At 30.7% G+C, this 13,960-nt stretch carries 6 protein-coding genes; 5 read left to right on the top strand and 1 reads right to left on the bottom strand.

Annotation, left to right across the window (positions count from 1 at the left end; genetic code table 11):
* Nucleotides 1-308: 308 nt before the first annotated feature.
* Nucleotides 309-758 (bottom strand): hypothetical protein, encoded by a 450-nt coding sequence (locus ACSHW5_RS03595; protein ID WP_435674745.1) that lies wholly within the window; start codon nucleotides 756-758, stop codon nucleotides 309-311.
* Nucleotides 759-1,138: 380 nt separating this feature from the next.
* Between ACSHW5_RS03595 and ACSHW5_RS03590 the strand changes: the two genes are divergently transcribed.
* The 5 genes from ACSHW5_RS03590 (at nucleotide 1,139) to ACSHW5_RS03570 (ending at nucleotide 13,916) form a co-directional block, all read left to right on the top strand.
* The gene (locus tag ACSHW5_RS03590) at nucleotides 1,139-5,278 is read left to right on the top strand and encodes a two-component regulator propeller domain-containing protein (protein ID WP_435674744.1); all 4,140 of its coding nucleotides are present in this window, start codon (nucleotides 1,139-1,141) and stop codon (nucleotides 5,276-5,278) included.
* 354 nt (nucleotides 5,279-5,632) lie between these two features.
* Nucleotides 5,633-8,233, top strand: coding sequence for a T9SS type A sorting domain-containing protein (locus ACSHW5_RS03585; RefSeq protein WP_435674743.1), 2,601 nt, complete (start codon nucleotides 5,633-5,635; stop codon nucleotides 8,231-8,233).
* Nucleotides 8,234-8,261: 28 nt separating this feature from the next.
* Nucleotides 8,262-8,429, top strand: coding sequence for a hypothetical protein (locus ACSHW5_RS03580; protein ID WP_435674742.1), 168 nt, complete (start codon nucleotides 8,262-8,264; stop codon nucleotides 8,427-8,429).
* Nucleotides 8,430-8,972: 543 nt separating this feature from the next.
* Nucleotides 8,973-12,005, top strand: a complete 3,033-nt coding sequence (locus tag ACSHW5_RS03575) for a TonB-dependent receptor (RefSeq protein WP_435674741.1) — start codon at nucleotides 8,973-8,975, stop codon at nucleotides 12,003-12,005.
* Between the two features lie 90 nt (nucleotides 12,006-12,095).
* Nucleotides 12,096-13,916, top strand: coding sequence for an alpha-L-fucosidase (locus ACSHW5_RS03570; protein ID WP_435674740.1), 1,821 nt, complete (start codon nucleotides 12,096-12,098; stop codon nucleotides 13,914-13,916).
* Nucleotides 13,917-13,960: the final 44 nt, after the last annotated feature.

The raw sequence follows: 13,960 nt of genomic DNA, 5'->3' as shown, positions 1-13,960 counted from the left end.
TTCTTGTATTTCATATCTCAAATATATTAGTTTTGAAATTTAAAATATCACTCCGAACTATTAAGGGGCTAAACTATAAAGGATGTAGATTCATCAAAAAAAATCAATAAAATAAATAAGAAAAAAATGAAAAAGCAATACTAAAATTACGTATTTCTTTTAACAGGTTTTCAATTTGTAAATGCACAATTTATTGTAGACGGAGAGTTTATACCATGTACAGAATATTGAAATGGGTTTAGAAATTTAATTCCTGATGCAACAGATACAGACTTTGGAATTTCTAACAGAGTTAGATTAAATATTAGCTATAAAGGTTTAAATTTATATTTATTCTCAAGAATTAACTTATCTATATATTTATTCAAACTGTCTAAAGAAGAAACATTTTCGTTTTGAATTATAACTTTATTTTTATTCGTGTCAATTAGTTTTCCAAAATTGATTTCCGTATAAATTCCATCAAGAATATATTCATTAATGTATTCATTCTTTAAAGTATCTGGTTGCAAAAAATTAATCTTATTTATCAATTCTTTTGTTTCGGTTTTTGATAGTTTTCTTTCATACACGATTTTTTCAGAGCAATCTTCAAAATCACAATTTGTCTTTATTATTAGATTATTATTACCAATTTCATATTTCAAATGAAATCCAGTTCCGCCAAAATAATGATTCACTTGAATAATTTCAGGTTTATTTGAATTACAACTTAATAAAATAAGTAGCAAAACTAAATTCAATATTTTTTTATTCATTTTGTTAATCTAATTAAAATTTAATGCGCTTTCTGGACAATTACCACCAACTTATAATAATCAAAGAATTTTAGTACAATTAGCTTGGGCACAACAAGGGAATAATTACGATGCAGCTTTCATCAAATATAAAAAAATTTCAACAATGCACTTTGTGTTTTGTATTAGTATTTTTTTAGAAAACTTACCACATTCAATTACAAATTCTATACCCTAATAAAATGTTTCTTTTTAGCAAAATCTAACATTATCTTCATTATAAATCATCACTAGAATACCGCAACTTCTAGATAAGAAACCTTCACACTTAAACCTTGACAGAGATTTTTTTATGAAAATTTATTTGATAAGAAGAAAATTAAATTAAATTTGGGAGTATAATGAAATACTTCAAACGTAAATACATTCTTCATCTCTTACTTTTAAATGTTTGTATCACTTTTGGTCAAAATTTCGAAAGATTTTCTAATAAGGAAGGCTTCAATCAAAATACAATAAACACCATAGAACAAGATAAATATGGTTTTCTGTGGTTTGGCACACCCAATGGATTGATTAAATATGATGGTTATGAATTTGAAACTTATACAACACAGTCTAATACCAATGGAACTATTTCTAGTAATAATTTAACAAGTTTATATAACGACTCTAATGGAGTTTTATGGATTGGTACAAATGTTGGAATTAATGTATATATCCCTTGGTTAGAAAGGTTTTATACACTGCCACTTAACTCAAAATTAGATGTTAGCCATATTACTTCTAGTCCTAATGGAGATATCTGGTTTTCTGGAGAAAACAAATTATTTAAATGTAAATTAAAGAATGTAGAAAAAGGTATTTTCAACGTTTCTGAAAATCTTCTAATAGACTACCCAAGCATTTTTACGATTAATGATTTTAGTTTTGTTGAGGCTAACGAATTGATGTTAGCAACCGATAATGGTCTTAAAAAAATAAGGGTTGAATATGATAAATCACAAAATTACAAAGTTAAAACATTTACAAGTTTTGAAAATTTTGAAAACACCTATGTTAATGTTATAAAAAAGTTTAGAAATATTTTTTGGGTTGGCACTAGAAACGGTTTATTTAAAACCACACTTGTAGAAAATAAAGTACTTATTATTGACCATATTAATAAGACAAAAGAATCAACTTTCCCCCTAATTATAAACACAATATTTGAAGATAATAATGGTATTGTTTGGGTTGGAACAGAAAATAATGGGCTTTTAAAATATTTAGAAAAAGAGACCCGTTTTTTAAACTATCTATACAATCCAAAAAACAACCTTGGGCTAAGTAGTAACTTTATTAATACTGTTTTTCAAGATAATTATGGCGTATTATGGATAGGAACAGCTCAAGGAGGTATTAATAAATTAAATCTTTCGCAAAAACAATTTATAAATTACTCCAAAAACCCTTATGATAGCTTTGCAATTACAGATAACTTAATAACATCTATAATAGAAGATAATAAAGGTAAGCTCTGGATATCTGTTTATAATAATAACGATTTGTTAAGAAGTACCACTGAAATTAATAATACAAACGTTTACAATCTCAAATTTGAAAATTTAAAAAATAAAATTCCTTTTCCAATAAATAAAACAATTAGATGCATTTACGAAGACAAAAAGGGCTATGTTTGGTTTGGAACTCAATCTAATATATTTGTTTACAATCCGTATAATGAGCGTTTTATAAAAGTTAATTTAAAAAAAGATGGAAAAACATACGAGAATCTTATATATAGAAATATCCTTCAAATAGATGATAATAACTTAGTATTTGTAGGTAGTAAAATTACAGTAATTGAAAACCCATGGTCTACCATTCAAAAACAAAAAGTAGTAGAATTAAATGTTAAATCATTTATAAATTTACATGGAAGAACTTTTTGTCATTCAATAATAAAAGACCATAAAAACACACTTTGGATTGGTACAAATAAAGGTTTATTGTTTGGAACTTTTAATGGTGAAAAACTAACCATAAATGGAAAATTGTCTGATGAAACCAGTAATGCATTAAAATTAAGCAACTCTAACGTCTTTTCTTTACACGCAGACCATCAAGGTTACATTTGGGCCGGAACATTTGGAGGTGGATTAAATAGAATTACTTTAAATACAGCTGGCAATCCTGAGAAAATAGATTATTATAGAAAAAACGATGTGCTTCCGGATGACGCTATTTATGGAATTTTACAACAAAACGAAACCAATCTTTGGGTAAGTACAGATATGGGATTGGTGAAGTTTAATATGGAAACCAATACCACTAATGTTTTTGATGTTAGAGATGGTTTGGCGCAAAACAATTTTAGACAAGGCGCTTATTTTAAAGGTAAATCTGGATATTATTATTTTGGAGGACTAAATGGGTTAACCATTTTTAAACCAGAAAATATAAAGCAAAACAGCACACCTCCTAAAATAATAATTACCTCTTTATTTATTAATAATAAAGAAGTTAAAATAGGCGAAGCATTAAATAAGAAAACCATCCTTGAAAAGTCAATTTCTGAAACCGAAAGTATCGCCGTAAGCCAAAATGAACAATCCATAGCATTTCAGTTGATTGTACAACATACAGCCACACCATCAAAAAACAAATTAGCGTATAAATTAGAAGGATTTAATACTGATTGGATAGCATCTGAGAGTGGAAAAAATACCGTAACCTATACAAATCTTTCTGCAGGAGATTATACATTAAAAATAAAAGCAGCCAATGGCGATGGGCTTTGGAACACAGAAATTAAAAATTTTAAACTTAAAATATTGCCGCCATGGTATCAAACTTGGTGGAGTTATTTGTTATTTACAATAGTTACAATATTAATAGTTGTGGGTATCATGATTTATTTTATCCAACATGAAAAGTTAAAACAAAAATTGATTTATGAAAAATTAGATAAAGAGCGAATAGACACCATTAACCAAGGTAAATTTAGATATTTTACAAATATTTCTCATGAATTTAGAACACCTTTAACACTTATAGCCAGCCCTTTAGAACAAGTTATCACTATAAATAAAGACGCAGCGCAGTCAAAATACTTAGCTATTATTCAGAAAAACACAAAAAGATTATTAAGTTTGGTAGATCAATTAATTACGTTTCGGCAAGCCGAACAAGGTTTTATCAGCTTAAATCTTAATAAAATTACACTAGGTAATTTCATTTATCCTACCACAGAAGCTTTTGAGAATTATGCAATAGAAAAAAACATAAACTTTTTTTATAAGGTGAATTCTCCTAATGAAGAAATTGTTATTGATGTTGAAAAAACAGAACGAATCTTATTTAATCTTTTATCAAACTCTTTTAAAAACACACCACCAAATGGCAATATTAGTATAGCAGCAGATATTATAACTATTGATAATACTAAAAAGATAAAAATAGATGTAATTGATACAGGAAAAGGAATTCCGGCAAAAGATTTAGATAATATTTTTGAACGTTTTTATCAATTAGGTAATAAAAAAGACAACGTTAGTGGCGGTGGTATTGGTTTGGCATTTTGCAAATCTTTAGTAGAACTTTTTAAAGGAGAAATTACGGTACAAAGTGAACCAAATGTTGAAACAAAATTTTCAATTATAATTCCTTCAACCCCTCATAAAGAGCATAATACTTCTAAAATAGATATAACAAGCAAGTCTTATATTAAAGACTGGGTACCTTTACCAAGTGAATATAAAACAGAAATTATTAACAAAGAAAAAGGTAGTGAAACAGCCAAATATACCATCCTTATTGTTGAAGATGAAGAGGATTTACAAATCTTTTTAAGAAACTTTTTATCTAACCAATACCATGTTTTAGTGGCTAAAAATGGAGTTGAAGGATTAAAAAAAATGGAGTCTCAAGAACCAAATTTGGTAATAAGTGATGTAATGATGCCAATAATGGATGGATTTGTATTCTGCGAAAAAATTAAATCGAACCCAGAAACTTGCCATATTCCTGTATTACTTTTAACAGCGCTTGATGATGATGATAATTTAATAAAAGGATTAGAATTTGGCGCTGATGAGTATATTGGCAAACCATTCTCCTTAAAACATTTGGCCATACGTGCAGAACGCCTGATACAAAATAGTATTAAATTAAAAGAGCATTTTTCTAAAAGCAGCTCAATTCCGAAAGAAGAAGATATTGAAATATCTAAAAGAGATAAGGCCTTTTTAAATGACATAATTACAGCTATTGAAAAAAATATTTCCGACTCTGGTTTTGGGGTTGAAGAATTATCAAAAGAAATAGGTTTAAGTACCTCTTATTTTTACAAACGATTAAAACAACTTACCGGTCAGATACCAAATGTGTATTTAAGAAATTTTAGACTTCAATATGCAGCAGATTTACTAAAGAGCAATAAAGGTTATAATGTTACCGAAGTGATGTATCAAATAGGTATAGAATCACCTTCCCATTTTTCCACTTCATTTAAGAAATTACATGGAGTTTCTCCTTCAGAATATTTGAAAAAAAAGTAACCACTTCTGTTCTAAAAATCGTAATTAACTAAATTTCAGCCTTTTATTTCTTCATAAAAAAGGTTTCAGCAAGAAAAAAAACGATTAGAGAAAAGAGAATAGGTGTTGCCATATTAATTTTACCTCAAATTAATTATACACCAATTCAGATATGAAAAAAACTTTATTATCGCTTTTCTATGGAAAAGCATTTACAACAATCTTTTCTAAGCAAAACAGATGTAGGGCACAAAATCCCTAATAATGTAAATAAATTACATCTGTTGCAGTAAACACTCAACTTACCTTAAAGAGTAAAACCAGCTTTTTTAAATCAAAAAAGTACTATTAAAAATTTTTTAAAAACAATTAATTATGAAAAAAATTATTATTACATTATTATTTTTAGCAAGTTCAATTTTTAGCTATGCGCAGCTGTATGATATTCATGACCTAGACGATTGTAAATCATTAACAGAGTATTCGCAACTAAATGGTACTTACACAAAGTTAGCAACCAACCCAGATGCAGGAGATACTGCAAACCCTAATGTATCTAAACTTAAGGCTACAGCGTCCAATGGGCAAGTAAGATTCAATTTACCATTTAATATAACTGAACCTTCAACAATAAGTTGGAGTATTCGTATTTATTCAGCAAACGGAACAGCTGCTGGTAACACAGGTTCAGTAAGTTTAAGATTATTCCAAAAATCTGCTAATAATTTAGGTACTGATTACATTTCAAATCTTGGAACATTTTCAAAAACTGGTGGTGTGTGGCAAACTTTATCGGGTACCATGGAAGTAACAGCTACACATGCAAGTATTACAAAATTTGATGGTATTAATATTTTAATATCAACCGGCGGTACTTCTTTTGAAGATTTGTATTTTGACGACCTACAGTTTAGTATAAATCCAGACATAGTAATAGCAGATGATACAGCAGATTTATTAGCAGGTAATGTTTGGTTATATGACAACAGAGTTGGTAATTTAAAAACTTCAATTACTGAGATTAATAGTACTGCTGATGAAAATATAACTACACCAACCACTTCTGGTAATGCTACTGAAAAAGCATTAAGAGTTACAAGAGGTACTACTAAGTTTTCTAGCGTAAAATTTGATCATGGAGATCTAAACTATAATACAGCAGGATCTGTAAAATTTAGAATTTTTCCGGCATGTATAAATACAGGTACAGTAACACCTTCAGTTAAATATTTTATCAGGAAAAATAATTTAGGTTCAACGCAAAGATCATCATCAGACATAAGTTTAACTGCAAATATTTGGAATGAAATAACTATAGATTTATCTACTTTAACTGGTGGTGGGTCTGCAGCCACTATTTTTGATGATTCTTTACTCTTCTTTAATGTTGACGATCAACCAGGTGCAAATGGTGCTGTTTATTATATAGATGCTTTTCAAGTACCTGCGTCAACTGCAACTTGGACCGGAAGTACAGACACAGATTGGGCAACAGGTGCAAATTGGGATATAAATACTACACCAAACTCTTTATTTAATGTTTCAATACCAACAGGTAAAAATCCTGTTATTAGTTCATCAACAGGTGCAAAAGTTAATAATTTAACAGTTGACGGAGCTGGTTCTTTAACTGTAAATGCAGGAGGTTCTTTAATTGTTGAAGGTACTTCTACTGGAAACATTACGTACAATGTAAATGTAGCAGATACAAATTGGCATTTAATTTCTTCACCAGTTGTTGGTGCAACGTATGGTGATGCATGGAATTCTGCAAATAATGTAGATCAAACAGGGCAATCTAATACTCTTGCTGCTGTGAGTACATATACTAATACTTCAGCTGCCGCTGGAAGTTGGAATTACTTTACAAATGGTGCTAGTGATGCTACTTTTAATACTGGTCAAGGGTATTCTTTGAAAAGAACAGCTGTAGGAGATTATGTTTTTACAGGTGCTGTACAAACAGCAAGTTTAACACCAACAATTACAACAAATGATTTAGGTGGTGCAAATGAAAATAGATGGAATCTTTTAGGAAATCCTTTTTCATCATATTTAAGTGTAGAAGATTTGTTAACCTTAACTGCAAATGCTACAGCATTAGAAGATAGTAGTGAAGCATTGTATGTTTGGAATGGTTCTGCTTATGTAGGTATTACTACAGGTTATGTATATCCAGGTCAAGCTTTCTTTGTAAATTCTAATGCAGCAAGTACAACTTTTGCTTTAAATGAAGATATGTTAAGTCATCAAACAACGGCTACATTTTATAGAACAACAAACTCAGACGTTTCTCTTACATTAATGATGAATGATGGAGCAACTTTTAAATCCACAGAAATTACGTATTCAGAAGCTAAAACAACTGGTTTAGATGCTCGTTTTGATATTGGAGCATTTACAGGTGTAGCAACTGATTTTAGTGTTTATACACAATTAGTTTCTGATTATAAAGGTGTAGGTTTTATGCGTCAAGCATTACCAAATTCAGATTACGAAAACATGATTGTGTCTGTTGGTGTAAAAGCTGCAGCTGGTAAAGAACTTTCTTTTACTGCAGACGCATTAAATTTACCTGAAGGAATAAAAGTGTTTTTAGAAGATAGAGTTGCAAATACGTTTACACGTTTAGATGAAGAAAATGCTAATTATAAAATCACTTTAACAGAAGCTTTAAATGGTGTTGGAAGATTTTATTTACATACAGCACAAAGTGCTTTAAGTGTTTCTGATGATGCTATCTTAAACAGTATACATATCTTTAACACAAGTAATAGAAACTTAAGAATTACAGGTTTAAGTGAAGGAAAAGCTTCCCTATCTTTATATAACCTTTTAGGTAAAAAAGTAATGACAAGTTCTTTTGATGCAGCTAACGTACAGGATATTTCTTTACCAAAGTTAGCAACTGGTGTTTACATTGTAAGTTTAAAAGCAACATCAGGTACTGTAAACAAGAAAATAATTTTAGACTAATTAACCAGACTTCTAAAAACATAGAAAGATGAAAAAACAAGCAAAAAATACCCAAGATATTTCTCGTAAAGAGGCTCTTAAAAAGATTGGTAATTATGGTAAATATGCAGCTTTAACTGCGTTAGGAACCTATTTAATTCTTAATCCACAAAAAGCACAGGCTTCAAGCCCTGCAGCTCCAGGACTTGATTTTTAAAATAATGAAGTAAAAATTGGTATATAATTAATTGAGACTGTCTGAAAAGGCAGTCTTTTTTTTGCAATTCATTTTAAGATCTATAAACAAGATCAGTTACCTCTTCTAAAACAACATTTATTTTATATGGCTTGGCAGTAAAATTACAGAAAATCACTTAGGATAAATATTATTAAAATCAACTGCGTTCAAGGTTATTTACGTAAAAAAATCAAGTGCTCTGCTTTTAGTTCATTACGCTATTTATAGCTACCTAAATCATAAAGATCAAATCATTTTAAAACCATCTTCTACCCTATTTATTCTTTTTTGTGCCATAAAACAATTCACCTCAAGCGAATTAATAAAACATACCCTTTATTACTTTAAAATAAAAGCTGAATTAACCTACAAAAACACAAATAACTGTAATTTAACTAGTTAAGTATTTGTTTTTATTAGAAAGATTGAAATTAGAAAGAATAAAATCGATTACAGTAAGTCGATTCAACGGCTTTAAGGTTCCTTTGTTACAACAATTAACAAATTAAAAACTAGATTAAAATGAAAAAAATTAAACTTAACAATTTATTGTTTTTACTATTTATTTTTCAGTGCTTTTTTGCTTTTTCCCAAGAAAAACAATTTACTGGTAAAGTAATAGATGAAACAAAGCAACCTATTTTTGGTGTTACCGTTCTCGTTAAAGGAGCCTCTATTGGTACCACCACAGATTTTGACGGAAACTATAATCTTAGCGTTCCTAGTAGTGCTACTACACTTAGATTTTCTTATATCGGTTTTCAAACTTTAGAAATACCAATTGCAGATCAAACTACAATTAACGTTACTTTAAAAGAAAGTGCTGCTCAATTAGACGAAATTGTTATCACCGGTTTTAGAGGTGCAGAGCAAAGAGCAATTGCTGTAAAAAGAAAAGCGGCAAGTATTGTAGAGGCAATTACTCCTGAAGATATAGGGAACTATTCTGATGAAAACATTGCAGATGCTTTGCAACGTGTACCAGGTATTCAAGTAGAACGTGACGATTCTGGTAATGGTGGTGGAGACCGTGTTTCTGTAAGAGGTGTGGGTCCGCAGTTTGTAAAAATTACTATTAATGGTAGAACGCCACTTTCTGCAGGTTCTGAGGGTATTGATCAATTAAGACAATTTAATTTAGATGTTCTTCCAACAGAAGTTGTTGGTGGCGCTATGGTATATAAATCGTCTGAAGCACACCTTATTGAGCCTGGTTTAGGAGGCGCTGTAGATTTTCAAACAATAAAACCTCTTTCTTTACGGTATGGTGATAAAAATCATTATGTAGCTATTAATGCGCGTGGTAGTGTAAATGACTACGGAGACAATAAAGCGTTAAAACCACGTTTAAGTGCTATTTTTGGTGTAAAATCTAAGAATGAAAAAGTAGGTTTTGTACTTTCTTCAATAACAAGTAGTTCTGCAAGAGCTTTTGACTCTTACAATATGGGGTATATTTCTAGAAATATTAGAGAAGATGTAGACGGAGATGGCGTAGCAGATGTTACACATTCTGGCGTGTTATCACCCAACTTAACCAGATTTAATCCAGTACGTAATTCTGTAGATAGAATTGGAATTTCATCAGCATTTCAATGGAAAATTAATGACAATCTTGAGTTAAATGCAGATGTTTTATATACAAAATTTGAAAACCGTTCTTCAAGAAACCAATTTAGATTGTTTCCTCAGTTAGAAACCAACAATATTACATTTCCTAGTGCAGACTTAAATATTGATGAAAATAATGTGTTAAGAGGATTTAATACGGTAAACTCTAGCAATCCTGTTGCTAGAACAGCAATTGCGCCTACACAATATGATAATTTTCAGACAAGTTTTATGACCGGTTTAAATTTAAAATGGCAAAAAGACAACTGGACAATTACAGGAGATCTTTCCCTTTCTAACATCAATTTTGATCAAAGACTTACCTTAACTCAAGCTTGGTTTAATGTACCTTCTTTAAGTTTTGATTTAACAAGTGATTATGCTGTTTTTAATTTTGATCAAGCTGCATCTACAGACATTGCAAATACCAATGTAAGAAACTATGCTTTTTTAAGAGATATTATGCTAGAAGGTGATAATCAAGCTATCCGTATAGATTTTGAAAATACAATAAGTGAAAAATTAAAACTAAGATTTGGTGGGCGTTATAGTGCAACAAATTTAGATAGTAGACAAGCACAATTAGCAGGTGGAGGTCAACCTTGGGAAGCAAACTACTTAGATGGAGATTACTATTATAACACCTATGTAACAGGCGTTTCTAATTCAGATTTTGCTGCCGGTAGAAATATTGGTAACAATCGTTTTTTAATGATCAATCAAGATTTATTAAGAGCTAACAACCCAGATGTTTTTAACAGAACTGCAGGTTCTTCTTTTCAAGGAGATTTATTTAATGTAACCAATGGAGACTTACCATTACTTACCCAAAACTCTTGGGATTTAGATGAAAAAACAACCTCTGTTTATGGGCAATTAGATTTTAAATCAAATTTTGTTGGCGTACCTGTTTCTGGTAATTTTGGTGTAAGAGCTGTGAATTGGAAAGTTGACGGACGTGCATTTTCTACCATTACACTAACAGATCCTTCAGACACTGTTGGACCAGTAAATTTCACAGGAGTACCAACAACTGCTTCTTCTAGTAGATGGGATATATTACCTTCTTTAAATTTAAACTTTGCTTTAAAAGAGAATTTTAACTTACGTTTCTCTGGGGTAAACACTGTTTCTAGACCAGATTACTTAGATTTACGACCTACAAATACACTTAGTTATATCAATCCAGATTCTCCTGATGCAGGTTCACAAAACGGAACAGCAACCTTATCTAATCCTAACTTAAAACCTTTTAGTAGCTGGCAATTTGATGCTACAGCTGAATGGTATAACAAAGCTGGTGGTGCTTTTGTTGTTAGTGGTTTTCTTAAATTAATAGACGATTTTATTATAGATGAAACAACTTTTGGATCATCATTATCTGATTTTGGTGATATTAATTTTGATGCGAATCCATCAGGTCTTAACGGTCAATTATTCGATGCTACAACTCCAGTAAATTTTACAGGTGTGCAATTATATGGTTTTGAAGTTGGTTTTAGACAACCATTAAGTTTTATTAGCGATGCTTTTAAAAGCTTTGGTATACAAGCAAACTATACCTATGTAGATAGTAAGTTTGATGAAGAAATTAATGAAGTAGACAATAGTTTTCCAGGTTCTTCAAAACACAACCTTAATTCTGTTTTATACTATGATGGTGATGTTTTTGGAATCCGTTTGGCTTATAACACTAGAAGTAGCTTCCTTAGAAATATTGGTGGTGGTAGTGATATTCGTTCAAATGTAACTTATACAGATGGTTTTGATAGATTAGATGTACGTGCAAACTATGAAGTTACTAAAAAATTACAATTATCTGTAAGCTGTCAAAACCTTACTGCTAGTGATAGAAGAGACTACATTAACAATGATCCTTCTTTGTTTACACAATTAACCAGACAAGGAGCTGTATATACAATAGGAGCTAGATTTAAATTATAAACCCCCATTCTATAATCTACTCCAATCTTTAAAATTGGGGTAGATTATTATTACTTAAGAACAACCTTCATCTATAAAATTTACAAGATTTTGAAATTAAAAAAATACATCCTAATTACCTGTTTAACGGTACTTTCAATAGCCAATTTTTCATCTTGTCAAGATAAAAAAGAAACAGTTACAAAAGAAACAAAAAATACCAATATGGATGAGATGTGGGGAGCAAAAGATGTCTCTGTACACACGGTTAATCCTGATAAATCTAAATTATTTGATCAAGGTAATTTCGGAATGTTTATCCATTGGGGATTGTATTCAAAATTGGCAGGAGTATGGAACCAAAAATCATATTACGGTATTGGCGAATGGATTATGAATCCTAGAGTGGCTAATATTCCTCCATCAGAATACATGAAAATTGCTGATGATTTTAATCCGCAAAATTTCGATGCAAAAAAAATAGCTCAATTAGCAAAAGATGCTGGGATGAAATACATCATTATTACCAGCAAACATCATGAGGGGTTTGCAATGTTCGACTCTAAAGTAAGCGATTTTAATATTGTAGATGCTACGCCTTTTGGCAGAGATCCTATGAAAGAATTATCTGCTGCATGCCATGAACTTGGTTTGGGTTTTGGTTTTTATTATTCACATAACCAAGATTGGACTTCCCCTGGTGCTACAGGCGGGCCAAAACTTGATAACAACGGAAAAGAAGCTAGCTTTAAAGAGTATTTCTACAACAAATGCAAACCACAAGTTAAAGAAATATGTACCAATTATGGCGATTTAGATTTTGTATGGTTTGATACACCAGGTGACATGAAAAAAGAATACGTTGTAGAACTAGCAACTATGGTTAGAGAATTACAACCCAATGCTATGATGAGTAGTAGAGTTGGTCATGGAATGGGAGACTATTCTAGTAATGGAGATATGGAAGTGCCTACTAAAAACATAGAAGGGCTTTGGGAAACTTGCGATACTAATAACGATTCTTGGTCGTATGCTTGGTACGATAACAATTTTAAAAGTCCAAAAGAAATATTGAATCGTCTTATTTCAACCGTAGCTAGAGGAGGAACTTATTTATTTAATGTAGGGCCAAATCAAGATGGTGAAATTCCAGAAATTGGAGTAAAATTTCTAAAAGAAGCAGGAGATTGGATTCAAAAATATCCACAAGTAGTGTATGATGCAGGGGCTTCACCTTGGCAACATGCTTTGCCTTGGGGAGACGTTACCACAAAAGGAAACTCATTATTTCTTTCTGTTTTAGATTGGCCAAAAGATGGAAAATTGTATTTACCAGGACTTTCTGCAAAAATTTTATCTGCTTCCTTATTAAATGGAAATGAAACTCAGAAAATTGCTTTCTCTAAAAATAAAGATTGGACTCTTTTTGAATTGCCTTTTCAACCTTCAGAATCAATTGTTTCAGTGATTGAAGTAAAATTAGATACAAAAGCAGAAAATGTAAAAGTAGATACCACATTAGGTGTCTACCCAAATTCAGAAGTTCTTTTACGTGCCGAATTTGCTGAAGTAACGAATGCTGAAGAAAATGAAATTAAATGGATGGAGAAGTTTGGCGAATGGAAACACGTAAACCAAGTGAGTAATTGGACAGATACAAGTAAAGTAACTTGGACCGTAAATGTGCAAAAACCAGGTTATTACTATTTAGATTTAAATTATAAAGGTGAAAAGCGTTTGGTATGGAAAACCACTACAGATGAAGGTGTTATGGTGCAAAATCAACAAGCAGCTACAGAAAAATACAATTTTTACAATATGGGAATTCTAGAATTTAAAACTTCTGGAAAGCATACAATTACTGTAAATTTAGTTGAAGGAAATCCTGAAACATCTAGTTTAAAAGCGGTTTTAATTACGCCTATTAAATAAAATTAACACATATCTACTTGTAAAAACATCAACAAATAGATCGT

It is taken from the genome of Polaribacter sp., assembly GCF_051251875.1.
Taxonomy (GTDB): domain Bacteria; phylum Bacteroidota; class Bacteroidia; order Flavobacteriales; family Flavobacteriaceae; genus Polaribacter.
Note: the sequence above shows the minus strand (reverse complement) of the source record. Positions and strands in the feature narration are given on the sequence as shown.